This window comes from Sinorhizobium mexicanum (assembly GCF_013488225.1).
In the GTDB taxonomy this organism is placed as follows: domain Bacteria; phylum Pseudomonadota; class Alphaproteobacteria; order Rhizobiales; family Rhizobiaceae; genus Sinorhizobium; species Sinorhizobium mexicanum.
Genome location: NZ_CP041241.1, coordinates 796,573 through 821,688, shown reverse-complemented (window position 1 = coordinate 821,688; position 25,116 = coordinate 796,573). Strand labels below are relative to the sequence as shown.

The window sequence follows — 25,116 nt, the reverse complement described above, 5'->3', positions numbered from 1 at the left end:
GCGATCCCTTTTGCATTGAGCCCACGATGCGGTGTACAAGTGGACCGGGTGCAACGTGGGTATGACCGTCTCGCGAGAGCAAGAAACGTATCACCAGATGGTTCGCTGCGTCGATTGATATCGACGCTTTCAAGAAAACCTAGGCCTCCAGGTTGCGCGGGTGGGAGCGCGGCTCTCACGGGTCATCAGCATGGTTTCGAGCCGTCAAATACGGAAGCGGGTTCACATCTCCGTGCGATGCGTGTCCGCGTGACACGCGGATTTTCCATGAGGTGCGGCTCGGGCCTTGGGGGGTTAAGGTTTGGGTGCGATTTCGCCATCCCGGATACCGGGGATAAGCGCTACAGTCCCCTGGCGTTCTTTGTCCGCTAGGAGCAGCCAATGATGAGCGTCTGGTTGCACCGCCCTCGATTCCTGCATCTCGGGCTTTTCATCGTCGCGTATGTGCTGGCCAGCGGATTTGCCCAGTTGCTCGCACTTGTGCCGGGAACCGGTATTTCCATTTGGCCTCCGAGCGGGCTTTTCATGGCTACCCTTATCCTCGCCTCCAGGCCGAGCTGGCCCTGGTGGGTACTGGGAGGCTTTCTGGCTGAACTCTCTGGCAACCTCTTGTGGTTCCACAATCCGCTGCCCGTCGCCTGCCTGATCTTTGCCGGCAACGCTCTGGAGGCGGTGGCCGGCGCGTGGCTCGTGAACCGGGCCTGCGGACGGCCCGTTCGGCTGGAAACCTTGGAGGAAGTTCTCGCCCTGGTCGCGCTGGGGGCTGGAGTTGCGCCTGTCGTAAGCGCGACGGTGGGAAGTGCGACGCTCGCATGGTTTGGCATACAATCCTTCGCCACGGCCTGGCCCCTATGGTGGATCGGAGACGCCACCGGGGTCCTGATTGTAGCGCCATTGGCGCTGGTCGTATTCCAGAACTGGGGCAGTGACGCCCATCTCTCGGTCGCGCGATGGATAGAGGCTGGCGTCCTGGCGCTGATCTTTCTCAGTATCGCCGCCCTTTCCTTGAGCGGTTATCTGCCCTTCGCCTACATCATCATGCCGCCCCTGCTTTGGGCCGCGACGCGGTTTGAGTTCAAAGGCGCAGCCGTCGCCTTGGCCCTCCTCGCTCTGATCACCGCGGGGTTCACAATAATCGGTGCGAGCCAATTTGCCGGCGATCCTGCGTCCCAGAAAGAAAAGCAGATCATGCTGCAGCTTTTTCTGGCCATCTCGGCATTCTCGGCGCTCATCGTGGCCGCCATATCCCGGCAGCACCAGCTGGCGACGCTCACATTGCGCCAGAGCGAGCGCTCGCTCAGAGAGCTCGTCGAGACGCTGCCGGCGCTCATCTGGTGTGCAGCGCCGGACGGCAAGCCCATATACTTCAGTCAGCAATTTAGTGGCTTCATCGGTTTCAACGTCGAGGACAAGGATGTCGCCGGCACCTCACGCCTCACGAGCGTGCTGAACGCGATCATTCATCCGGACGATCTTGCCACGGTAGGCAAGCTGCTCGCGCACTCCTTGGCCACTGGTGAACCCTACGCGCAGAACCACCGCCTGCGTCGCTTCGACGGCGAATACCGGTGGGTTGAAATGCGTGCAGCCGCAATGCGCAGTGACGACGGCGCGATCGTGCAATGGAACGGCGTCTGCCTCGATATTGAGGATCAGGTCCGTGCACGGGATGAATTGCGCCTGTCCCAGGAAAATCTCGCCCGCGCGAGCCAGGCGGCGAGCCTTGCCGAACTCTCCGCGTCCATCGCGCACGAGGTCAACCAACCTTTGGCGGCTGTCATGGCGAACTCGCATGCCTGCCAACGCTGGCTTATGGCCGAACCTCCAAATATCGAACGGGCGCAGAAGAGGCTGGAGCGCATCATCCAGGATGCGAGCTCGGCAGCGGATGTCGTCAGCCACACCCGCGCCCTGTTCAAGCATTCCATAGAAACGAGGACCAGCACAACGCTCGCCAGCGTCATTGCAGACGCGCGTAACCTCATGGTCGAGGAGGCGACCCGCCGCCGCGTTCGTATGGATGTTGAGGTCGAAAGCAACCTTCCACTTGTGGCCTTGGATCGCGTCCAGATCCAGCAGGTTCTGATCAATCTCATCCGCAACGGCATGGATGCGATGGATTCCACTGCAGGCGAGAGGGTCTTTGGAATACGTGTGCGCCGGATCGGGGATGTGATCCAGACCGAAATCAGTGACCGCGGCCCCGGCGTCGCGTTTCCGGACAGGATATTCGAACCGTTCTTTACAACCAAAGAGCACGGGATGGGCATGGGGCTCGCAATCTGTCGTTCGATCGTAGAGTCCCACGGCGGACGATTATGGGCGGAGAACAACGAACCGCATGGGGCGACGTTTATCTTCACGCTGCCGGTTCACGTGACGATGGAAGCGACGGCCTCCTATGCCGCAGGCAATCGGGGTCGTGCCCTTTGATCTGCGGGATCGTCGTGCATGCGCAGGCAATCACCACGAACTTCTCCGCGGATTCGCTTCAACCCGCACGTTCGAAGCTCGTCGCCGCCTACCGCGCCACGCGTCGTATCGGACGGCAAACGACGCTCTAGAACTTTGATTCTAGAGCATCTTATCGGCTTTCACGATTCCACTTGAAGGCGGGAGGCTCTAGCCAACCTTTGTATAGTCGACTGCAAATCCTTCAGCCACTACGCTCGTCAGGACAGGAAAAACGAACGCAAAAAATGCCGGTGGGCAATGCATCCCCTTGACGGGTAACAGCCATTACCGTAGATGTCCAATGGTAACGAACATTACCGGAGATCGTCGTGGCGCAGCTTAACAAGAAAAAGATCGTCGGCTTGGCGCTGTGCCTCGGCGCCGTGATCGTCGTGGCGGCCGGTTGGGCCTGGGCCCGTTCGACCGGCTCGACGTCGACCGATAATGCTTATGTCCGCGGCGATGTCACCTCGCTCGCCCCAAAGGTCGCTGGCTACGTCACGGCGGTAGAAGTCAAGGACAACCAGACCGTCCGGACGGGTGACGTCCTGTTCCGGATCGACGATCGCGACTACCGCGCGCGGCTTGCGCAAGCGGTGGCCAATGTCGATGCCGCCCAGGCTCGGCTCGTCAATGCCGACGCGGAGACGGAGCTTCAGCATGCCCTCATCCGGCAGGCCGAAGCCCAGAGACGTTCGGCCGTGGCCGAGTTGACTCTGGCGATAAAAGCCTATGATCGCCGCCGCGAACTGATCCGCAGCAACACCATCAGCCAGGCCCATGTCGACGAGAGTGACGCGGCGCGAACGAGAGCCGAGGCGAGCGTGTCGGCCGCCTCCGCGACGCTGGAAGCCCAACAGCAGCGCATCGCCGTCCTTGCCGCCCAGCGCGAAGCTGCCGTCGCGGCGGTGGCGCAGGCAGAGGCGGCGCGCGATCTCGCCCAGATCGATCTCGAGAGCACAGTGGTGCGTGCGCCCGTCGGCGGCGTTATCGGCAACCGCCAGGTCCGTGTCGGCCGGCTTGTGGCGCCGGGCGTCTCCCTGCTTGATATCGTTCCGGTCGACGACGTGTGGCTCGTGGCGAATTTCAAGGAAACCCAGCTCGAAAACATACACCCCGGGCAGCGCGCCCGCGTCATCATCGACGGCTACCCGAACGGAACGCTTGAAGGCGTGGTCGACAGCTTTGCGCCCGGCAGCGGGTCCGCCTTCAGCTTGCTGCCTGCCGACAATGCAACGGGGAACTTCGTTCGCGTCGTGCAGCGGGTTCCGGTCAAGATCCGGTTTGCCAGCAATCCGCTGGCTGGGCGCCTCGTGCCGGGCCTTTCGGCGCGTGTCACCGTCGATACAGGAAGCGGCTCGTGACCACCGTCGTCGCCATCGCACCGAGCCGCGGCAGTACAGAGACAGGGGCCCTTCTCGTCGCAGGCATCGTGCTTGCCACGCTCACGGAGGCGATCGCGAGTACCGTGCTGTCGCTCGGCCGCGGTGATATCATCGGCGACACATACGCGACGCCCGATGAGTTCGCCTGGCTGGACGTCGGATACACCGCTCTGAAACTTATCGGATTCATGACCGTCCCCTGGCTGATGAGCCGTATCAATCCGCTGAGTCTGATCATCGCCGCGACGCTCGCCATGGGCGCGGCGTGCGGCATCGCTGCCGTCACGTTCCGGCTGGATTTGCTGATCGCGCTGCGCATGGTTCAGGGCTTCTCCGGCGCCGCCCTGCTCGTCAGTGGCCAGGCGGTCATTTTTCTCGCCTATCGGCGATCCCGCCAGCCCATCCTTCAAGCCCTGTTTGCGATGGGGTCCGTCGTCGCCCCCGCGACGATCGCCCCTGCCCTTCAGGGGTGGCTGCTCGATAGCCAATCCTGGACATGGATCTTCTTCAGCATCATGCCGGTCGCGCTCGCGGCTGTTGGGCTCCTGCTTATCGCGGACGGCCCGATGCCCGCCAGAAGCGCACGGCGTCCATCTGACTGGGTCGGATTCTCGCTGGTATCGGTCATGCTTTTCTGCTTCACCTACGTCTTCAGCCAGGGCAGCCGGTGGGACTGGTTCGAGGAACCACGCATCCTGTGGCTGACAGTGATCGGTGTGGCCGCTCTGCTTACATTTCTCGGTCAACAGGTGTTGGCAAAGGGCCAAGGCCTGCTCGACTTTACCGTGTTCAAGTCGGACGATTTTCTCTTCGCCTTTATCGTCAGTTTTGTCGCCGGCGCGGCATTGTTCGGGAGCGCATTCCTGATCCCGTCGTTTGCGGTGTCCGTCCTCGCCTTCACCCCCACCGATGCCGGGCAGTTGCTGTTGCCGAGCGGCGCGCTTTTTGTCGGCGCGCTCCTCATTGCCGCCTTTCTCATGCAGGTTCGCCGCGTTCCTCCGTTCGCAACCGTACCCTTTGGCATCCTGATGATCACGGTCGCGATGTGGATGCTCTCCGGATCGACCAGCGAAAGCGGCGCAGGCGACATGATGGCAGCGATCCTGTTGCGCGGGTTCGGCCTTGGCTTCCTGTTCCTGTCGATCACCCTGATCGCCTTCAGCAATCTCGACAGCCGAAACCTCGCCTCCGGGATCGGCCTCTTCAATACGGGTCGCCAGCTTGGTGGCCTTGCGGGGGTCGCCGCACTCCAGACCCTGATCGACCACAACGTCGCCGGCAATGTCGCGGTCCTCGGTGCCAATGTCACCGCAGGGGGGCACGCGGTCATCGACCGGCTGACGGCGACGGCAGCGATGCTCGCGGCGAAAGGAATGGACGCCGCGGCCGCCGGCCGGGCTGCCGCGAGCCTGCTGGGCCGAGCCGTGACAGGCCAGTCCACCGTGATCGCCTTCGACACGGCCTTCAACGCGGTCGCCCTGCTCTTTGTATTCGCCGCACCCGTGCTGGTAGCCATCAAGATCGGTATCGCCCGGTATGCGAAAGTGCGCGCGGCGCGTTTTCTCGATACGCAGGGGTGCAGCCACGACCCGCAGTCCGGCGCTGAACCCGACGGTGGCTCAGGCGCAATCCCCTTTTTCACGGACGTATCAGAACGAGCCGAAAATCGTCCCCAAAACGATGACCAGGCTCAGGGCGAGGAGAGCACCGATGATTCCGACGATAACGATGTCGCGGTAGCTTTCTCCGTGGGTTGAGCCGCAGACAGCCAAAAGGGTAACGACTGCCCCGTTGTGAGGCAGGCTATCGAGGGTACCCGCCCCGATGACCGCGACGCGGTGCAACAGGGCCGGGTCGAGACCCGTTTCTTGCGCACGCATCAGGTAGGTGCTGCCAAGCGCGTCGAGGGCGATCGTGAGACCGCCGGAAGCAGAGCCGGTGAGGGCCGCAAGGATATTCGTGGCCACAGCGATCGAAACGAGAGGTCCGCCACCGATGCCGAGCACCCAGTCGCGTACGACCTCAAAGGCGGGCATCGCCGCGACAACCGCTCCGAAGCCGACCAGGCTGGCGACGGCGACCGCCGGGAGGACGGACGCGTTGGCACCTGCGTCCATCGTCGCGCGCAGTGCCGGCAGTCGCCGGAAATTAAACACGACGACTGTCGCAACCGCGGCTGCCAGCGCCGTAACGACGGCCCACACACCGCTGACTGCGGAGCGGGAGATCCCGCCCCAGCGATCATCCGCAAGAAACCCGAAGTCAAGCGCCGGCAGGATCAACAGCGCCATGCTGAGATTGACGATGACAACCACAGCAAGCGGCAGCACCGCGACCGTGATTGGCGGCCCGGCCTCGGCATGGCGGCCCCGTGCGATTTCGGCCGGGTCGAATTCCCTGCCCACCGTGGCGCGTTCGCGGAGCCGGTCGTCGGAAGCAAGACTTTCGGGCGTCGCGGGGGCGCCCTCCCCGAACCCTTCGCCGGCCCTGCGCGCCGCCGCCGCGACGCGACGAAGCCACCATATGCCGAAGGAAAGCATGATCGCCGAAGCGACGATGCCGAGTCCCGGCGCCGCAAACGGCGTGGTACCGAAGAAAGGCATCGGGATGGCATTCTGTATCGATGGCGTGCCCGGAAACGCCGACATGGTGAAGGTAGATGTTCCAAGAACGATCGCCGCAGGTATCAGCCGCCGCGGGACCCCCGTCGACCGGAACAGCTCCTGCGCCATCGGCACAAGGACGAAGAAGGCGACAAAAAGACTGACGCCGCCATAGGTGATCAGCGCACCGGCGATGACGACAGCAAGGATCGCGTGGTCCTTTCCCAGTCGCCGCATCATGAAATCCGCAATGGCGGTTACTGAACCGCTGTCCTCCATCAGCTTGCCGAAGAGTGCGCCGAGCAGGAACAGCGGAAAGAACTGAGCGAAAAAGCCTGCGGCGCTGTTCATGAAGGTCTGCGTCCAATGCGCCAGCAGTGGTTCGCGGGCAAAGAGCGCGGCAACGAGGGCGCCAAGCGGCGCCAGCAGCAGCACGCTCCAGCCGCGGAAGGCGAGCCAGATCAGTAGCCCGAGCCCGATCAGAATGCCGAGAAGCCCCACCCGTCAGACCCCTTCCAGCAAGATATCGAGATCGAGCGATGAGCGGTGGCCGAGATCGTCGCCGTGGGCGGCGAGGAAGGCATCGGCGGACCTGCGCCCCGCGTCTTGCAACATGGTAAGGAACTCCCATTCCGCATTGAGCTTTGAGGAGTAGCCGAGGTCGGTCATGGTGTCGCTTGCGACCCGATGGATGCGCATCGACGCCCAGCGCGCGCCCTCGTCATCCTCCAGCTGCGCTACCTTGCGAAGCAGGGCGATCATCTTCAGTTCCTTCAGAAGGACCGCGTTGAACGAGACCTCATTGACGCGGTTGAGGATCTCGCGCGCGGACCGAGGGGTGCCCGGCCTTTCAACCGGGTTGATCTGCACGAGGATGGTGTCCTGCGATGTGCATTCGCGAACCAGCGGCGTGATCGTCGGGTTGCCGGCGTAGCCGCCGTCCCAATAGGCCTCACCATCGATCTCGACTGCCTGAAACAGCGTCGGCAGGCATGCGGAAGCAAGCAGCACGTCCGGCGTCAGCTCGCCGTTGCGGAACACACGCCCGCGGCCGGTGCGGACATTCGTTGCCGTCACGAAGAGCTTGATCGGACTGGACGAGAGCCGCCCGAAATCGACGGTCTCCGCCAGTATGGCGCGGAGCGGGTTGGCGCCGGTGGGGTTGAGATTGTAAGGCGAGAACACCCGCGCCATCATGTCCATCGCCACGAAAACCGGTGAGTGGTCGAGCGTCCAGCGGCCGAGCAGGACATCGAGGGGGCCGCGCTGGAAGGGACTGAAGCGCGCCGCCTCCGATACCTTGCGCCAGAATGCCCCCAATGCCTCGCGGGCGCCTGCCGCGCCGTCGACGGCATAGCCGTGCGCCATGACCGCCGCGTTCATGGCTCCGGCGGAGGTGCCGGAAATTCCCTCGATTGCCAGCCATGGTTCCTCCAGAAGGCGATCGAGCACGCCCCAGGAAAAGGCACCATGGGCGCCACCGCCCTGAAGGGCAAGGTCGACGCGGAGTGGGACCCGTTGCATTGCCTTCGCGGTTGCCGGCATCAGCCCTGCCTGTTTCGAGATTGTGCGGCGCACAAACAGTATCGCAGAATTGCGCACCAGTCACCCTCTCCCGTATTGAGGGCAGGCAGAACTGACGTGATCCGCAAGATCCTCACGGCCAAGACCCGGAGGACGAGCCGCTTTGGTCGCGTTACATTCAGCATGACGTCAAGGCAATTGACAGAATGCTGCATATGCACCATATTGGGCTTGTTGTATATGCACCATAGCGAGAGTCCTGATGACCAGCACCGAAATCAAGACAGCCCATGCAGGCGTGGTAGTCGAAGTCACCCGCAATTGCGTGATGACGCGCACGCGTCGGATTTCGCGCGTCATAACCGGCATTTACGATCACGCACTTCGGCCGCACGGTGTCAATGCCTCGCAGTTCTCGCTGCTGGTGTTGATCGCGAAACTGGGTGGTGCAAGCCGCGCCGAGATCGGGCGGGCCAACTACCAGGACCGCTCGACGCTCACGCGCAATCTGGCGCCACTCCTGTCGGAGGGGTGGGTCAAGGAGATGGCTTCCGAAGCGGGCGGCCGGAGCCGCCCGGTCTTCATATCGGAAACGGGCAAGGAATTATTGGTTTCCGCGGCGCCTGCGTGGCGATCGGCCCAGGCCAAGGCACGGGAGTTGCTCGGCGAGGAAGGTGTCAATGCCATCATCGGCGTGGCCGACAGGCTCCCTCCTGATGAACTTGAAGGCCTTTGAACATAAAGCAATTCCGGACGGGGGCGATACCCACGTTGGTGGAATTGCTCAGAGTCGAATGTTGTATATGCAGCACGAGTTTGACCTCGTACCGTCAACCTGAAAGGAGAATAGCGTGAGTACCATCGTCAGAGCCGCCGCCGTGCAGATCAGCCCCGTGCTCTACAGTAGAGAGGGCACGGTCGCAAAGGTCGTGAAGAAGATCCGGGAACTCGGCAAACAGGGCGTCCGGTTCGCCACCTTCCCCGAGACGCTCGTCCCTTACTACCCCTACTTCTCTTTCGTGCAGTCGGCCCTCGACCTGATGCACGGGAAGGAGCATCAGCGGCTGCTCGAACAGTCGGTCACGGTTCCCTCTCCCGAGACCGATGCAATCGGCGAGGCTGCGAAGGCGGCGAGCATGGTGGTCTCGATTGGCGTCAATGAGCGAGCCGGTGGCACGATCTACAATACGCAGCTTCTCTTCGATGCGGACGGCACGCTGATCCAGCGCCGTCGCAAACTCACGCCCACCTACCACGAACGCCTGGTCTGGGGCCAGGGCGACGGGTCGGGCCTCGTCGCCGTCGACAGCGCCGTCGGTCGCATCGGGCAACTCGCCTGCTGGGAGCACTTCATGCCGCTGGCCCGCTATGCCCTCATCGCCGACGGCGAGCAGATCCACTCTGCGATGTACCCCGGATCGGCCTACGGCCAGCCGTTTGCGGACAAGATGCAAGTCAGCATCCGCCAGCACGCGCTCGAATCGGCCTGCTTCGTGGTCAACGCGACGGCCTGGCTTTATGCCGACCAGCAGGCCCAGATCATGAAGGATACCGGCTGCTCGATCGGACCGATCTCCGGCGGTTGCTTTACCGCCATCGTGAACCCGGAAGGCCAGATCATCGGCGAGCCGATCACGGAGGGCGAAGGCGAAGTAATCGCCGATCTCGACTTCGCCCTGATCGATCAACGCAAGAAGCTCATGGATGCGGCCGGCCACTACAGCCGTCCGGAAACGCTGAGCCTGCTTATCGACCGGACACCCGCACCTCACGTCCACGAGCGCACCGCTTCGTCGAGGGTCGAATTCCTGCGAGCGGCTGCCGACGAGCGCAAGACGATCGAGATCGTCTGAACAAACGGCCTCAACAAATTGTAATCGAAAGGAATTCATGATGACCACGATATCCGCGAATGAAAGGCCGATCCTGGTAACGGGAGCGGCCGGCGACCTTGGCGGCATCGGCCGCAACGTCACCGAAATGCTGCTGGCCAAGGGCAAGAAGGTGCGGGCGCTGGTGCGCAAGGAGGACGTGCGTGCGGAGAGCCTGAGGCGGCTCGGCGCGGAAGTCGTGCAGGGAGACCTGACCGATCTTCGATCGATGCACCGCGCCATGGAGGGCGTTTCCCGCATTTACTTCGGAATGTCCGTTTCGCCGGCCTATCTCGAAGCGACCGTCAACACGGCCGCCGTGGCGCGGCACCACGGCGTCGAAGCATTCGTAAACATGTCGCAGATGACGGTGACGCAGATGAGCATCACCGAAACCACCGCCAGCCCACAGCACAAGCTACACTGGCTTGCCGAACAGGCCCTGGCCTGGTCGGGGCTTCCGGTCGTGACCGTGCGCCCGACGGTGTTCCTTGAAGGCTTTTTCCTGCGGCTAGCCGCCGCAGGCGTCAAGCAGCGCGACGAGCTGGCACTGCCGCTCGGCGACAGCAAGACCTCGCCGGTCTCGGCCGTCGACGTGGCGCGCGCCGTCTCGATCATCCTCGACGATCCGGCGCCTCACATCGGCAAGATCTACAATCTGACCGGTTACGAGTCGGCGAACCTGGAACATTATGCACGAGTGTTCTCCGAGGCATTGGGCCGCAAGATAACCTATCGCAACGTCCCGCTTGCCCGCTGGATCGAGGCGCTGCGCGGCTTGGGTGTCCCTGATCACCTTGCCAGCCACCTTTCCGTGATGTCGAAGCTACACGCGGAAGACCGGTACGACCGCATGACCGACGACCTGTTCAAGCTCACAGGCAGAACGCCGACGAGCGTGTATGACTTCGTCAAGCTCCATGCCGCTGAATTCACGCAGCGTGAAGCTTCGGCCTGAGGGTAAGTCCAGTGCCGGCCGGGTCCGCGCCCGGCCCGCCGAAACGACGGTGGCATGTCGGCGCGGCCTGCGAATACATGCACTTACAAATCTCCCGCGCGCCCGACACATCACCAATACACGCCTTCGCTCAAATCGACGCAGGCCTCGAAGACGTAGGCTCGATCATAGGTGTGAAAGGATGACCTTATGAAATCCACTCGGATCATGGCCGCTGCCCTGCTGATCGTTGGCAGCGGATGGACGCTCAATGTTGCTGAGGCGCAGCAGCCGGGAATTCATCGCACCGATGTCCTCGAGGATGATCTTGGCACTCCCGGGCGCGAGGTCGTGCAGGTGCGTGTCGACATCGAGCCGGGCGCGGTCTCGATCAAGCATTCCCATCCGGGCGAAGAGGTCGCCTATGTCCTCGAAGGCGCGCTCGAGTATCAGCTCGAGGGCAAAGCGCCGGTAACGCTGCGCGCCGGCGAGGCCCTGTTCATTCCGGACGGGGTGGCCCACGTGGCGAAGAATGTCGGCAGCAGCAAGGCCTCGGAACTCGCAACCTATATCGTCACGAAGGGCAAGCCGCTCGTCGTGCCGGTCAAGTGAGCCTTTTTGCGATGAAATGGATACTGGGAACCATGGATAAACGGGATGCGAACTTGGCACCACCCAACTCGACCAGCGCTTTCACTCTCTCCCGGCGGGCCTTGCTCGTAAACGGAGCGGTTGCGGCAGGCCTTGCGGTCACGATGCGCTCCGTGATGGCTGCCGCCCCGTCGCCTCTGGCGGCAGACGCCGTCCGCCCTTTCCGCGTCGATGTGCCTGAAGCAGAACTCGTCGATCTCCGCCGTCGCCTTGCCGCGACGCGCTGGCCCGACCCGGAAACGGTGAGCGACCGCTCCCAGGGCGTGCAACTCGACAAGCTTCAGGAACTCGTGCGCTATTGGGAGACCGGCTACGACTGGCGCAAGGCAGAGGAGAAACTCAACGCGCTTCAGCAGTTCCAGACGAATATCGACGGCCTCGACATTCATTTCATCCACGTTCGCTCCCGTCACGCGAACGCCTTGCCGCTGATCATGACCCACGGTTGGCCCGGCTCGATTTTCGAGTTGCTGAAAACCATCGGTCCGCTGATGGATCCGACCGCGCACGGAGGGACGGCGGAAGACGCCTTCCATCTGGTGCTTCCGTCCCTTCCTGGCTTCGGCTTTTCCGAGAAACCCAAGGATAGCGGCTGGAACCCAGCCCGCATCGCCAGCGCCTGGGACGTCCTCATGAAGCGCCTTGGCTACAGCCACTACGTGTCACAAGGCGGCGACTGGGGTGCCATCATTTCGGATGCCATGGGACGCCAGGCACCCGCCGGTCTGCTCGGCATCCATGTCAACAGGATCGAGCGCTCCACCACGCTGCCGCCGGATGTTGCGAAGGCTCTTAAGGACGGGAGTCCTGCTCCGGCTGAGCTCAGCGCGGAGGAACGGGCGGTGTTTGATGAGGCCCGGGAGTTCCTCAACAAGGGATTCGGCTATGCCGCGATCATGGGCACGCGTCCGCAGACCGTCGGCTACGGTCTCGCCGACTCGCCAGTAGGCCTGGCGGCATGGTTCTACGACAAGATCGCTGACTGGGTGTTTACCCGTGGCGAACCGGAGCGGTCGCTCAGCCATGATGAGATCCTCGACAACATCACGCTGTACTGGCTGACGAATACAGGGCCCTCGAGCGGCCGGATTTACTGGGAAAACAATGCCGGCAACAACAAGCCGGCCGGCATCTCGATCCCGGCAGCAGTGACGATTTTCCCGGGCGAGGTCTACAGGCCGCCGAAGAGCTGGGCTGCGCGGGCGTACAAGGATCTCATCTACTACAACCGCGTGGATAAGGGCGGGCACTTCGCCGCGTGGGAAGAGCCGGATCTATTCAGCGCCGAGCTGCGCGCCGCTTTCCGTCCCCTGCGTCGGCTCTGAGGCTTCGCTTCGCCACAGGCGCAGGAGCTGTTTGAGTACCCCTACCGCGGCACGCTCATTTTGATAATAAATGGCAGTTCAACGGTGGAGATCGCCTCATGGAGCACATAGATCACATCCTGATCGTCGACGACGATCGGGAAATCCGGGAGCTGGTCTCGGCATACTTGACGAAGAACGGTTTACGCGTCACCGCCGTCGCCGACGGACGCCAGATGCGCACATTCCTCGAGGCCAATACGGTTGATCTGATCATTCTCGATCTCATGATGCCGGGCGACGACGGGCTTGTGTTGAGCCGCGAGTTGCGCGTGGGCAGACACAAGGCGACGCCCATCGTCATGCTGACCGCCCGCTCCGACGAAATGGATCGCATCATCGGGCTCGAAATGGGGGCGGACGACTACGTCGCCAAGCCGTTCTCGGCGCGCGAGCTGCTCGCCCGCATCAAGGCGGTCCTGCGGCGCGCGCGCATGCTGCCTCCGAACCTGCAGGTTTCCGAGGCCGGTCGACTGTTGCGTTTCGGCCAATGGAAGCTCGACACCACGGCCCGGCATCTCGTGGATGCCGAAGGCACGGCGGTTGCGCTCAGTGGTGCGGAATACCGGCTGCTGCGTGTCTTCGTCGACCATCCGCAACGTGTCCTCAACCGCGACCAGCTGCTCAATCTCACACAGGGACGCGATGCCGAGCTCTTCGACCGCTCCATCGATCTTCTGGTCAGCCGGGTTCGCCAACGCCTCGGCGACGATGCCCGGGAACCGGCCTACATCAAGACCGTGCGCAGCGAAGGCTATGTTTTTTCGATGCCGGTCGAAATCGTGGAGCCCCGCTGATGGCGCCCAGCGTTCTCAACGGAATTCGCCTGTGGCCGCGTACACTCAGAGCGCGGCTATTCGTTATTCTGCTTGCCGGCTTGGCGGTTGCCCACGCCATGTCGTTCGCGGTGCTGTTTTCGGAACGCTACATCGCCGCCAGGTCGGTGATGTTCAATACGCTCGAAAACGATCTCGCAACATCGATCGCCATCCTCGACCGGCTCCCCGCGGCCGAACGCGTCGCCTGGCTGGATCAACTTGGCCGCGGGTCCTACCGGTTCGTTTTGGGGGAAGGCACGTCCGGCAATCCCGTGCTTGAGGCGGATGACGCCGAGGTCGCCTCCAGGATCCAGAGCGCGCTGGGTCCGAAATACCCGATCGAGGTTGAATCGATCTCCGGCGGAGGCCGCCATTTTCAGGCGCATCTTCGCTTGAGCGACGGTGAACCGCTGACGATAGACGTCACGCCAAGGGGCGTCATGCCTGTGGCTGACTGGCTGCCTTACGTCCTCATCGCGCAGCTTTCGCTCTTGGTGCTGTGCAGCTGGCTCGCGATGCGTCTTGCAATCCGTCCCCTCGCCAACCTGGCGAGAGCCGCCGACACGCTTGATCCGAACAGCAACACGCCGCGGCTCAGCGAGACCGGACCAAGCGAAGTCGCCTATGCTGCTACCGCCTTCAATGCGATGCGGGATCGGATCGCGCATTACCTGGAGGAGCGCGTGCAGATCCTCGCGGCGATCTCACATGATCTGCAGACACCGATTACGCGCATGAAACTCCGTGCCGAAATGGCCGAAGATTCCATCGACAGGGACAAGCTCATCCAGGACCTCGGCGAAGTCGAACGTCTCGTCAAGGAAGGCGTCACCTATGCGCGCAGCGCCCACGGCAAAGAGGAAAAGGCGTCACGCATCGATCTCGCCTCGTTCATCGAGAGCCTTGCTTATGACTATCAGGATACCGGTAAGGCGGTAACGGTCAGCGAGCTCGGAGACGGGGCACTTGTGACCCGCCCGCACGCCCTACGACGAATTCTCACCAACCTGATCGATAATGCGCTCAAGTTCGGCGGCAGTGCCGAAATCGAGGTACAGCGTCGCGCCGACGACACCGTGCTGATTAGAGTGCTCGATCGTGGTCCGGGTATTCCGGAAAGCCAGCTGGAAGCCGTGATGAAACCCTTTTTCCGCTTGGAGCAGTCGCGCAACCGCGACACGGGCGGGACGGGTCTCGGGCTTGCCATCGCCCAACAGCTCGCGGCAGCAATCGGCGCATCGCTGACCTTGCGGAACCGCGACGGCGGCGGCCTGGCGGCAGAAATCGCCCTCCGCTAGTCGCACACATGTGGAATGTCTGAATTTCAAAGCGTTAGGCATCTTAACATCACGTAAAGCGTGAACTGGCGCTCTCCACGGCAGCAGGGCGGCATCGGCCGCCCTGCTCTCGCATTCATTCATGCGGCGGTCGCCGCTTATGCTGGTTGCCGCTCGCCGGCCTGTTCCCGGACGATGTACTCGGCGTACCAGTTAGGCCAGTCCTCGTCGCGGTGGCCGAGTTGCTTCTCGTATTCGCCGTGAGCTGCCTCCGCACGCCGGAAGGCGCTCGCAAGTTCCGCCCCCGAGGTAAATGTCGTGGCGCCCGCATCGACGCGGCCCGGCAAGCGCTCGGTGACCTCCTGCAGGAGCCAGCCGTTACCGTCCGGATCGCTGAATGTGGCGTAGGAGCGGTAGCTGCCCCGCTCCGGGTGCCGTCCGCTCACCGGCGGTTGTCCGGGGCCGGTGCGATGGAAGATTTCGCTCACCTCGGCGCCGTGTCTGATGAGTTCGGCGCGCGCCGCCTCGATGTCCGACACGACCAGGTACATCCCGCTCGCCGAGCCGGGCGCGGCCGAGGTGATCCCCTTACCGAAGTGAACAGAGCTCGGCGACCCTGGCGGTGTGAACTGCACGACGCGGAACGCGTCACCGACGGCGAAGTCGGCGTCCAGCCTCCAACCGAGACCGCCATAGAAACTCTTGGCACGATCGATGTCGGAAACAGGGATGACGACGACCTCGAGCTTGAGATCGACCGATGGCGCTCTTACGATGGTGGTTTCCGTTGCCATGTTTTTCTCCTTGCGTTGGAAAAGGGGCGGCACGGGCAACGCACCGCCCTGCAGCGCCGCGCGTCTTATCTGACGCGCGAAGGACGCCGTATCGCTTTGAATTGCTGCATGTTTTACCCTTAAATCGACTACGATCTAACGTGCAGTAGTTTTCTCAGATCGACTGACGCAGTGACTGGAACGAGGCTCTGAGTTCCCGGGCGAAGACGTCCGGCTGTTCCCAGGCGGCAAAGTGCCCGCCTTTCTCAAGCCGGTTGTAATGAATGAGCTTGGGGAACGCTTTCTCTGCCCAGGAACGCGGTGCCTGATAAAGTTCGTCCGGAAACGCGCTGACGGCAACCGGAATCGAAACACCCTTAGGAGCAAAAAACGCGAACTTGTTTTCCCAATAGAGGCGCGCCGAAGAAACGGCCGTGTTCGTCAGCCAGTAGAGAGTGATATTGTCGAGCACGTCGTCTCGTGTGAGGCCTTCGCGCTGGCCATCGAATACGCGGGCGATAAGCCCATAGCTGCGTGCATCGTGGTCGAGTATCCAGCTGGCGAGGCCGATTGGCGAGTCTTCAATGCCGTACAGTGTCTGTGGGCGCTTGCTCATCTCCTGAGCGTAGGCGAGCCCGTTCTTGTAGAAGAAATCGAGCTGCTCATAGGCGTGGCGCTCATCGGACGAGAGCCCCGACGGCGGCGAGCCACCGGCGTCGAGCGCCTTCTGGATTTCCTCCGGCACAGTCGCCGGCATGTTGGTGTGAATGCCGAGGAGTTCCGGCGGTGCCTGCACGGCCATCTGCTCGGTCACGGCATCACCCCAGTCGCCACCTTGTGCGACGAATCTGGTGTAACCCAGGCGCTTCATCAGCACCGTCCAGGCCCTTGCAATCCGGGCGGGATCCCAGCCGAGTTCGGTGGGCTTGCCAGAAAATCCGTAGCCCGGCAGAGATGGAATAACGATGTCGAACGCGTCCGCTTCGCTGCCGCCATGGGCTGTGGGGTTCGTCAGGGGATCGATTATCTTCATCTGCTCGACGATCGAGCCGGGCCACCCGTGCGTGACGATCACCGGCAAAGCGTTCTTGTGTTTTGAACGCACGTGAATGAAATGGATGTCGAGCCCGTCGATGTTGGTGACGAATTGCGGCAAGGCATTGAGCTTGGCTTCGAACTTGCGCCAGTTGTAATCCTTCGACCAATAGCGGGCGAGCTTCTCCATGGTGTCGAGTTGAACGCCCTGGGTGGCATCCCACACCAGTTCCCTCCCCGGCCACTTGGTTGCGGCGATGCGCCGCGTAAGGTCGGCAAGGGCCTCGTCCGACGCGTGGAACTGGAACGGACGGATGGATTCGTCGGCGGTCGACTTTGTTCCGTCCGTACCGGCTGTCGTGACCTGCGTCTGAATGCTCTGGGCAGGCGACGCTGTTTCGGCGAAGGTGTTGGCCGCGGGAAGAAAGATCCCGATTGCCAGGGCGGAGACCGCAAGACGATGGCGTTTGCCGCTCAGCGAAAAATGTCTGGGCATGATCATTCTCCTATTCTCTCAGGGCGGCGGGATGCCGCCGATGTGGTGTCGGCCCGAAAGGCCGGGATCTTAAAGTTCGCTGCATTCCGTTGACTTGGAGAGCCGATACTAAATCCAGAACCTGATGTCTCAAATGTCATATATGCAGCACTTTAGGCCACGCACACAGCGCGACAGGCGACGGATCGGCCTTCGGCCTACCGCCTCCGATCCGGAATCTCCTAGCTCCGCCAGGACGATGACGTTTGAGTGGTTTTCCAGGGACCGGCTTCGCCGATCCCACCAGGAGGAGTGCATCGGTGACGGCTGTCGTCGGGCATTCCCGGGTTCAACCATCACCGGCGAAGCGGATCAGAAACGATCGACGTCGACGACGGCCTGAGCAAAGGCCTGCGGCGCTTCCTGCGGCAGGTTGTGGCCGATGCCACCCGTGATCAGCCGATGCTCGTACTTGCCAGGGAATTTCTTGGCGTAAGTTGCAGGGTCCGGATGCGGGGCGCCGTTGGCATCGCCCTCCAACGTGATCGTCGGCACATCGATCGCAGGAAATTTGGCGAGTTTGTCCTCCAGATCGTCGTATTTCCGCTCGCCGTCCGCCACGCCGATCCGCCAGCGGTAATTGTGGATCGTGATGTCGACATGATCCGGGTTCTCGAATGCCGCCGCGCTGCGGTTGAAAGTGGCGTCGTCGAAGTTCCATTTCGGCGATGCCAGCTGCCAGATGAGCCTCGCGAACTCATTCCGGTTTTGCTCGTAGCCAGCACGCCCGCGTTCCGTGGCGAAATAAAAAAGGTACCACCAGGCAAACTCCGCCTTCGGAGGCAGGGGCTTCTTGTTGGCTTCACGGCTGCCGATCAGATAGCCGCTCACCGAAACCATCGCCTTGCAGCGCTCCGGCCAGAGAGCGGCGATGATGTTGGCGGTTCTTGCTCCCCAATCGCAGCCGGCGATGACGGCCTTCTCGATTCCCAGCGCATCCATCAAGGCGATGATGTCGGCGGCGACCGCCGACTGTTGACCATTGCGTGGCGTATCGGACGAAAGGAAGCGCGTCGTGCCGTAGCCGCGCAGATAGGGGACGATCACCCGATAGCCGGCCTCCGCCAGAAGCGGCGCCACATCGACATAGGTGTGAATGTCGTATGGCCAGCCATGCAGAAGGATGACCGGGGGCGCGTCACTGGCGCCGACCTCGGCATAGCCGACATTGAGGACGCCAGCGTCGATCTGCTTGAGCGAGGCAAACGATGTGTTGGTCCCGGGCGCGGTCGCTGAGATGCGGACGCGGCTGGCTGACTGTGCGTGGGCGAGACTTGTCACGCCGAACTGCGCGGCAGCGACGGTCAATGCCGCCATTCCCATGAAACGCCGCCGCGGCTGGTTGATTTCCTCTGTCATCGATTTTTTCCCCGACTGTTTGAAGACAACTGTAGATGCAGGCACGGACTTATCTCCGCTGTGTCCTCAGCCGGTGAAATTGAAAGCCTGTGTCGAAATCAGGCGAGCAGATACATTGAGATACAATTTGGCGGCGCTGCGTCAGCACGCGGCACGGTCGCGTGAAGCATCCGATACGCTGCTTCTTCGACGGCTCTCCACTGCCTATGCGCTCTCGCGCGCATTCCGCCGGATCGTTTGGGGCGGTTGGCCAAGCGTGCGAAGAAAGGCGCGGCGCATGCGATCGCGATCGGCAAAGCCGGTTTCTTCCGCGATCACGTCCATGGAATGGCGGCCCTGCTCCATCAACAGCCGCGCCGCCTCAACCCTGAGGTTCTCCACCGCCTTGGCTGGCGACTGTCCCGTCTCGGACCGGAACGCCCGGCTGAACTGACGCGCGCTCAAGCCGGCCGCATCCGCCAGCTCTTCCACCGAAAGGACCCCCCGCAGATTCGCCTTGGCGTAGTCGATCGATCTCTGGATCCGGTCCGACTTTGGATCGAGCTCGAGCAATGCGGAGAACTGCGACTGGCCGCCGGCGCGCCGATGATAGACGACCAGCTTGCGCGCAACCGCGCGTGCGACGTCCTGGCCGTGGTCCTTCTCGATCATCGCAAGCGCAAGGTCGATGCTCGCCGTCATTCCGGCCGACGTCCAGACGCTGCCGTCGACGATGAAGATGCGGTCCTCCTCAACCTTCACGGTGGGGAAGCGTTCCTGGAGCTGGCGCGCGAAGGCCCAATGGGTGGTCGCCCGGCGTCCGTCCAGAAGGCCGGATTCGGCGAGGACGAAGGCGCCTGTGCATGGGGCGGCTACACGCCGCGCCGTTTCGAGCGCATGACGCGCGAAGTTGATCAGTCCCGGTGTCATCGGCTCGATCGTCGAGCCGGCGCCGAACATGACTGTGTCGTAGGTAGCCTCATCGAAGGCCTTCGTGATGACGCCGAAGCCGGCGGATGACTTGACCTCGCCGCCGCTCTCCGAGAGCAGCTCTATCTCGTAGCACGATTCTTCCAGCGCGATATTGGCCATCTCGAAGGCCGTCACCGCCGCGAAGCCCATGACTTGGAACCCTGGAAAGACGACAAAGCCGATGCGATGCATGACGCAAATCCCTGGCCGGAATTGCTGTATATGTGGCATTTGCGACATAGCATAAACCCCTGCATTGCGAAAGTCTCGGCCGGCATCCCGGCTCACGTGTCGGCACTTGAATTAACGGCCGGTCGGCGTCCCGGCGCCGACAGGTCGGTTCCAGCACTTTCGCTCGCTGCCAGCGAGTCACCGTCGGATGAAGCACCCAGCGCCGCCGACATGCCAGGTCGCAAGCGGTCGAGGCATTCATCGATGGAGACGGTACGCGCCCGACCAGAATGCGCGTACCGTGTCGCTCCCCGTGCGGACGCGCTAGCCTGCCGCGGCCCGGTAGCGGGCGGCGGGCGCGCTGCGTGAAAGGTTCGGTATAAGCCTCTGACGCGCCGCCTCGTAGGCCTCCCAATCGGCAGCGTCCGGAAGCGCCGGAATGGTGATTTGCTCGCCCATGTCGAAGCCGGCGAGTGCCGCGTCCACCATGTCCTCGGCGGGCATGACCAGTTCACTCGGGACATGCTCTATCGGCGTTCCGGCGATAGCCCAGAAGTCGGTGGCTGTTGCTCCCGGAAGCACGGCTTGAATGCGGATGTTCTTGTCGGCCAGCTCGCTCTGGAGCGACCGCGTGAAGGCGAGCACAAAAGCCTTGCTTCCGCCGTAGACGCCATTCAGCCTTTCCGGCGCGATGCCGACGACCGAAGCAATGTTGATGATCTCACCGGTCCCGCGGTCAACGAAGCCCGGGACCACCGCATAGGTCAACCGCGTCAGCGCACTGACGTTCAGCGTGATCATCTCCTCCATCTTGTCGACATCAGAAGCGAGCAGCGGCGCAGTCGCGCCGATGCCGGCGTTATTGACCAGCAGGGTTATGCTGGCATCGGTCTGAAGGATGTGTTCGATGCGGCCGAGATCGGCCTTGTTGCCGAGGTCCGCCTGAACGACCTCGATTGAGCGGCCGGTCTCGTCGGCAAGGCGCCTGGCGAGTTCGTTGAGGCGGGCCTGGTTCCGGGCCACAAGGAGCAGATCATACCCCCTGCGCGCCAGGCGATCGGCATAGATCGCACCAATGCCGGAGGAAGCGCCGGTAATCAGCGCGGTACCTTTCGAGTGCTGGTTCATAACAGGCTCCATTTGCGTTGGATTTGGAGCCCCGATATTAGGCTGAACCGGCTATGTCTCAAATGTCATATATCCAGCAATTTGGGACACAGGTCGCCGTATGGCATGTCTCTGACTAGGATCTCGACGCACCCAATGACGACGGCCCGCCGGCATCAGCGGCCGGTCTCAACGGGAACCATCGACCCACCGAAGAGCGCGGCGATTGCGGACGGCTCCCGCGGATCGCTGTCCCAGGCACAGGGCGTGGCAGCGAGCGCAAGGATGGCAATGCCCATCACTAGAAGGCGCATTTGAACTCTCCTCTTTTGACCATTGTGATCGTGATGCTTGCGAGGCGCCTGAACTCTTCGCCGGTTCGCTGCGAACCCGCCAGGCCACGTCCTCGCTGTTCCGGGTTCTTGTTCGCTCATCCAAATGTGAAGACAAAGGCCTCGACGCCCGGATCAAGGAAGCGGATCTCGAACGTCCGCTCCCGCACTTCTGCCGACTGGCGAACCAGTTGATACAGCCGCGTTTCCGAGACTGTGCCGTTGCCATTGCTATCGATGTCCGACCCGTGATCCGGACCTGGTGCAACACCGTCGACCTTCACCTGAAAGCGTACCTTTCTCCCGTTGGCCCCTGGTCCAAGGACAAGGTGCAGATCCCGCGCGCTGAAGCGGTAGGTGATGCTTCCGTCGGAACGATTGAGCGTCGCTTGCTCGGGTCCCACGGTCCAGTTGCCGCCAAGGCCCCACTGATTGAGGTCGAGGTCCCCGACCGAGTAGTCGCGCGCCTCATCGGCCGCGACACCTTCGGGCGATGCGAAGTTCCCGGCACGCATGTAGCCGACATAGTCCTCGCCCGATTGGAGGTTGGCGAAATCGGGGGCGGATTCAGCACCTTTCGCCTCCGGCTTCACGGTGCCGCCGTCGTTCCCGCGGCTGCCTGCCGATTCCGCCAGGAGTTCCTGTATGACGCGCTCCGACTCCTCGTAATCACCCTCCCCGAAGTGATGGTGCCGGATGCGTCCCTCGGCATCGATGAAGTAATGTGCGGGCCAGTAGCTGTTTCCGAAGGCGCGCCAGATCGCGAAGTCGTTGTCGATCGCGACGGGATAGCCGATCTTGAAGTCCCGGACTGCCCGCTTGACGTTGTCAATGCGCTTCTCGAAGGCGAATTCGGGTGCATGAACGCCGATCACGACCAACCCCTGATCGCGGTACTTCTCTGCCCAGGCCCGAACATAGGGGATCGTCCGGATGCAATTGATGCAGGAGTAGGTCCAGAAATCGACGAGCACGACCTTGCCGCGAAGCTCTTCCACAGTCAGCGGCTCGGAATTGAGCCACTCGACGGCCCCGTCGAGCGAAGGAAAGGTCCCCTCCACCGGTAAGCTGCTCCGATAGGCTTGCTTGGCGCCATCAGTGGCCGACTTCTTGCCGTTGCTTGCTACCGTGCGGGTGGCTCCAGCGGGGTCGCCACGCAGGCTATTGAGGAGCGATTGCTCGAGGTTCGTGGTGCCCGCATAGGACAGGCGTGCCAGCAGACCTGTGTCGAGGCCAAGCGCAATGGCCGCGACTCCCGCGAGCACGGCAATACCGAGGCCCTGGCGAAGGCGCTCGCCCATGCCGAGCGATCGCTTCATCGCCGCGAAGATCCTTCCGCCGGCCAGCACAGCAAGGGCGAGCGAGGTGGCGGCGCCGGTAGCATAAGCGGTCAATAGCAGTGTGGTCTCGACGTTGGCGCCATGAAGGGCGGCGCCGGTCAACACCAGCCCCAGAATCGGGCCGGCGCAGGGCGCCCAAAGGAGGCCGGTAGCGACGCCAAGAAGCAGGGACGATCCGACACTCGTCTTCTGCCCGGCCGCTCTTCGTGAGAGGCGGTTGCCCAGCGCAACCACCGGCCGGGTGACCACGGCCGCGACTTGCGGTGAAAGCAGCATTACGCCGAAGACCGCGAGCATTGCGATCGCCACAAATCGGCCGGCCTCATTCGCTTGTACCGCCCAATCTCCGCCGAGCGCGGCAAGCGTTGCCACGGCCGCGAATGTCACGACCTTTCCGATCAGCATCGGAAGAACGCTCGTCGCGAATGGCTGACCGGCCCGAGAAAATACGAAGGGCAGGACAGGAAGAATGCAGGGGCTGACAATGGTCAGCACGCCTGCGACATAGGCAATAGTGAATAGGATCATCGTCGTCCCTCTACCGTGGACCGACGCCTTATCCGGTGTCGGTCGCGCTTGACACGCGCAGCAAGGGACCAGAGGGAAGTATCTCGCTTGTGTCCTCTTCAAAGCGGATCTGTATCAAAGTGCAGGAGGCCCGCGGGACCTCCTGTGCCTGCCAAGGATCGGCAGCCGGCAAAGCTGCGCGCGCCAGCAACGGCTATCGCAGAAGCTTGAGCAGTTCCTTGGCGGCCGATGTCGACGAAGACGGGTTCTGCCCTGTGACCAGCCGGCCGTCCACGACAGTGAAATCAGCCCAATCCGCGGCCTTTTCAAAGCGCCCGCCCAGGCGCTTCAACTCGTCCTCGACGAGGAACGGCACGACGTCGGTCAGTTGCACCGCCTCCTCCTCGGAATTGGTGAAGCCGGTGACGCGCTTCCCCTTGACGATAGACTGTCCCTGATGCGTGACCTCTTTGAGAACGGCCGGGCCATGGCAGACGGCCGCGACCGGCTTGCCGGCGTTGTAGAAGCCCTCAATGAGGGCGATCGAGTTCCTGTCGTTGGCGAGGTCCCACAGCGGACCGTGGCCGCCCGGGTAGAAGATCGCGTCGAAGCCGTCCGCTTTGACGTTGCCTAGCTTTACTGTATTTGCCAGTGCCTTCTGGGCCGCCGGATCGTTTCTGAACCGCTCCATTGCTTCGGTCTGATTGCCCGGCTCGTCGCTCTTGGGATCGATAGGCGGCTGGCCGCCCTTCGGCGATGCGAGCATGACGTCGGCGCCAGCATCCTTGAAGATATAATAGGGTGCCGCGAACTCCTCGAGCCAGAAACCGGTCGGCTTGCCCGTATTCCCGAGTTGGTCATGCGAAGTCAAAACCATCAGGATTTTCATCGTCATTCTCCCTCTCTTGAGGCGTCCCCAAACTCGGGATCGCCGGAACTATTCTCAAACTCAGAGTCTTGTGCCGGTTGGATGTCGCCTACGATGACGCGGCCTGACATCCTGGCTTCGCAGCCTATTCCTGGTACTTGGCAGTATATTGGCCGGCTCTTTCTGCTTGCAGATTTACTTCTTGCCGTTTTCGCGGGAATACTTGCTGCACGGCAATCACTCTCCCAAAAAACGGCAGAATAAAATGGATCGCATCGATGCAATGAAAGTTTTCGTGACGGCGATCGACGAGGGCAGCCTCGCCGCCGCCGCCCGGCGGCTGAAGCGATCGCCAACGGCGGTCAGTCGGGCGCTGAGTTTCCTGGAAGCCCATGTGGGCGTCGAACTCCTGCACCGGACGACACGCACACTCAAGCTCAGTGAGGCGGGGCAACGCTACGCAGCCGCCTGTCGGCGCGTGCTGACCGACCTCGAGGAGGCCGACATGCTCGCAGGAGGGGAGCGCTCCGCGCCCCGTGGGATGTTGACGGTTTCGGCCCCGCCGATCCTTGGCGAAGAGGTGCTTCGCCCTGTCCTGGACGATTTCCTCGATCGGTACCCCGCCGTGTCAGCACAGCTTCTCCTTCTCGATCGCTTCGTCAATCTGGTGGACGAAGGAGTCGATATCGCCTTGCGCATCGGCCATCTGGCGGATTCGTCGCTCATCTCCACCCGGCTTGGCGGTGAAGTCCGGCGCGTCGTGGTCGCCTCACCCCGATACCTCGCCAATCATCCCCGGATTGAAGAGCCGGCGGATCTTGCCAAGCATCAGATCGTGGCATTCACCAATTTCGGTCTCGAGTCCTGGAGCTTTACGCCGGCGAAGGGCTCGTCCATCCCCCGAACCGTCCAATTTGCGCCGAGGTGCATCGTCAACAGCGTCCGCGCGGCCGCGGCCTCCGCGTGTGCCGGGCACGGTCTGACCCGGCTCTATTCCTATCATGTCGCCGAATATGTCAGGGACGGACGCCTCAAGATCGTGCTCGCCGACGCCGAGCATCCGCCGCTGCCGACGCATATGCTCGCCCCTCAAGGCCGTATGTCGGTGCCGAAGGTCCGCGCCTTCGTCGACTTCGCCGCGCCGCGTCTGCGCTCCGAATTTGCGCGCCTGGCGGCGGAGGCGGGCATACTCAACTGATCATGCCGATTCTCGGTTGAGTGTCTGCCAAACGCTGGCAATTCTCTCGAATGCCG

The 25,116-nt window shown here is 62.5% G+C and carries 21 protein-coding genes; 11 read left to right on the top strand and 10 right to left on the bottom strand.

Going from position 1 to position 25,116, the window contains the following annotated elements:
• The first annotated feature begins 381 nt into the window (after positions 1-381).
• From FKV68_RS28030 to FKV68_RS28020, 3 genes are all read left to right on the top strand, one after another.
• Entirely contained in the window at positions 382-2,433 is a 2,052-nt protein-coding gene (locus FKV68_RS28030; RefSeq protein ID WP_180943771.1) for an MASE1 domain-containing protein, read from the top strand.
• 350 nt (positions 2,434-2,783) lie between these two features.
• Entirely contained in the window at positions 2,784-3,818 is a 1,035-nt protein-coding gene (locus tag FKV68_RS28025) for an HlyD family secretion protein (protein ID WP_180943770.1), read from the top strand.
• Positions 3,815-5,596: an MFS transporter gene (locus FKV68_RS28020; RefSeq protein WP_246452767.1), complete on the top strand. Its 1,782-nt coding sequence runs from the start codon at positions 3,815-3,817 to the stop codon at positions 5,594-5,596. The genes FKV68_RS28025 and FKV68_RS28020 overlap by 4 nt, the downstream gene beginning before the upstream one ends.
• Here FKV68_RS28020 and FKV68_RS28015 read toward each other — a convergent pair.
• Together FKV68_RS28015 and FKV68_RS28010 are read right to left on the bottom strand one after the other, a co-directional pair.
• On the bottom strand, positions 5,489-6,943 hold the full coding sequence (locus FKV68_RS28015; protein ID WP_180943769.1) for a GntP family permease: 1,455 nt from the start codon (positions 6,941-6,943) through the stop codon (positions 5,489-5,491). The genes FKV68_RS28020 and FKV68_RS28015 overlap by 108 nt on opposite strands.
• A gap of 3 nt (positions 6,944-6,946) precedes the next feature.
• Complete coding sequence (locus FKV68_RS28010) at positions 6,947-7,987, bottom strand: patatin-like phospholipase family protein (protein ID WP_180943768.1); 1,041 nt, start codon at positions 7,985-7,987, stop codon at positions 6,947-6,949.
• 241 nt (positions 7,988-8,228) lie between these two features.
• Here FKV68_RS28010 and FKV68_RS28005 point away from each other — a divergent pair, with 241 nt between their 5' ends.
• From FKV68_RS28005 to FKV68_RS27975, 7 genes are all read left to right on the top strand, one after another.
• Positions 8,229-8,702 carry a MarR family winged helix-turn-helix transcriptional regulator gene (locus FKV68_RS28005; protein WP_180943767.1) on the top strand — a complete coding sequence of 158 codons (474 nt, stop codon included), beginning with the start codon at positions 8,229-8,231 and terminating at the stop codon, positions 8,700-8,702.
• A 115-nt stretch (positions 8,703-8,817) separates the two neighbouring features.
• Entirely contained in the window at positions 8,818-9,819 is a 1,002-nt protein-coding gene (locus FKV68_RS28000; protein WP_180943766.1) for a nitrilase-related carbon-nitrogen hydrolase, read from the top strand.
• A gap of 40 nt (positions 9,820-9,859) precedes the next feature.
• A complete protein-coding gene (locus FKV68_RS27995; RefSeq protein ID WP_180943765.1) occupies positions 9,860-10,795 on the top strand; it encodes an SDR family NAD(P)-dependent oxidoreductase in 936 nt (311 codons plus the stop codon).
• Between the two features lie 189 nt (positions 10,796-10,984).
• Positions 10,985-11,386, top strand: a complete 402-nt coding sequence (locus FKV68_RS27990) for a cupin domain-containing protein (protein ID WP_180943764.1) — start codon at positions 10,985-10,987, stop codon at positions 11,384-11,386.
• 32 nt (positions 11,387-11,418) lie between these two features.
• Positions 11,419-12,750: an epoxide hydrolase family protein gene (locus FKV68_RS27985; protein WP_180943763.1), complete on the top strand. Its 1,332-nt coding sequence runs from the start codon at positions 11,419-11,421 to the stop codon at positions 12,748-12,750.
• 98 nt (positions 12,751-12,848) lie between these two features.
• Positions 12,849-13,586 (top strand): response regulator, encoded by a 738-nt coding sequence (locus FKV68_RS27980; RefSeq protein WP_180943762.1) that lies wholly within the window; start codon positions 12,849-12,851, stop codon positions 13,584-13,586.
• Positions 13,583-14,905 carry an ATP-binding protein gene (locus FKV68_RS27975; RefSeq protein ID WP_180943929.1) on the top strand — a complete coding sequence of 441 codons (1,323 nt, stop codon included), beginning with the start codon at positions 13,583-13,585 and terminating at the stop codon, positions 14,903-14,905. The genes FKV68_RS27980 and FKV68_RS27975 overlap by 4 nt, the downstream gene beginning before the upstream one ends.
• 137 nt (positions 14,906-15,042) lie before the next feature.
• Here FKV68_RS27975 and FKV68_RS27970 read toward each other — a convergent pair whose 3' ends face one another.
• The 8 genes from FKV68_RS27970 to FKV68_RS27935 all read right to left on the bottom strand — a co-directional run bounded on the left by FKV68_RS27970 (position 15,043) and on the right by FKV68_RS27935 (position 23,883).
• Positions 15,043-15,678 carry a VOC family protein gene (locus tag FKV68_RS27970; RefSeq protein WP_180943761.1) on the bottom strand — a complete coding sequence of 212 codons (636 nt, stop codon included), beginning with the start codon at positions 15,676-15,678 and terminating at the stop codon, positions 15,043-15,045.
• A 154-nt stretch (positions 15,679-15,832) separates the two neighbouring features.
• Complete coding sequence (locus FKV68_RS27965; protein WP_180943760.1) at positions 15,833-17,188, bottom strand: epoxide hydrolase family protein; 1,356 nt, start codon at positions 17,186-17,188, stop codon at positions 15,833-15,835.
• A 351-nt stretch (positions 17,189-17,539) separates the two neighbouring features.
• Complete coding sequence (locus FKV68_RS27960; RefSeq protein ID WP_180943759.1) at positions 17,540-18,586, bottom strand: alpha/beta fold hydrolase; 1,047 nt, start codon at positions 18,584-18,586, stop codon at positions 17,540-17,542.
• 204 nt (positions 18,587-18,790) lie between these two features.
• Positions 18,791-19,729: a GlxA family transcriptional regulator gene (locus FKV68_RS27955; RefSeq protein WP_180943758.1), complete on the bottom strand. Its 939-nt coding sequence runs from the start codon at positions 19,727-19,729 to the stop codon at positions 18,791-18,793.
• Positions 19,730-20,032: 303 nt separating this feature from the next.
• Complete coding sequence (locus tag FKV68_RS27950) at positions 20,033-20,836, bottom strand: SDR family NAD(P)-dependent oxidoreductase (protein ID WP_180943757.1); 804 nt, start codon at positions 20,834-20,836, stop codon at positions 20,033-20,035.
• 155 nt (positions 20,837-20,991) lie between these two features.
• Positions 20,992-21,129 (bottom strand): hypothetical protein, encoded by a 138-nt coding sequence (locus FKV68_RS27945; RefSeq protein ID WP_180944009.1) that lies wholly within the window; start codon positions 21,127-21,129, stop codon positions 20,992-20,994.
• Between the two features lie 116 nt (positions 21,130-21,245).
• The gene (locus FKV68_RS27940; RefSeq protein ID WP_180943756.1) at positions 21,246-23,015 is read right to left on the bottom strand and encodes a cytochrome c biogenesis protein DipZ; all 1,770 of its coding nucleotides are present in this window, start codon (positions 23,013-23,015) and stop codon (positions 21,246-21,248) included.
• A 193-nt stretch (positions 23,016-23,208) separates the two neighbouring features.
• Positions 23,209-23,883: a type 1 glutamine amidotransferase domain-containing protein gene (locus FKV68_RS27935; protein ID WP_180943928.1), complete on the bottom strand. Its 675-nt coding sequence runs from the start codon at positions 23,881-23,883 to the stop codon at positions 23,209-23,211.
• A gap of 244 nt (positions 23,884-24,127) precedes the next feature.
• Here FKV68_RS27935 and FKV68_RS27930 point away from each other — a divergent pair, with 244 nt between their 5' ends.
• The gene (locus FKV68_RS27930) at positions 24,128-25,060 is read left to right on the top strand and encodes a LysR family transcriptional regulator (protein WP_180943755.1); all 933 of its coding nucleotides are present in this window, start codon (positions 24,128-24,130) and stop codon (positions 25,058-25,060) included.
• The last annotated feature ends 56 nt before the right edge of the window (positions 25,061-25,116 follow it).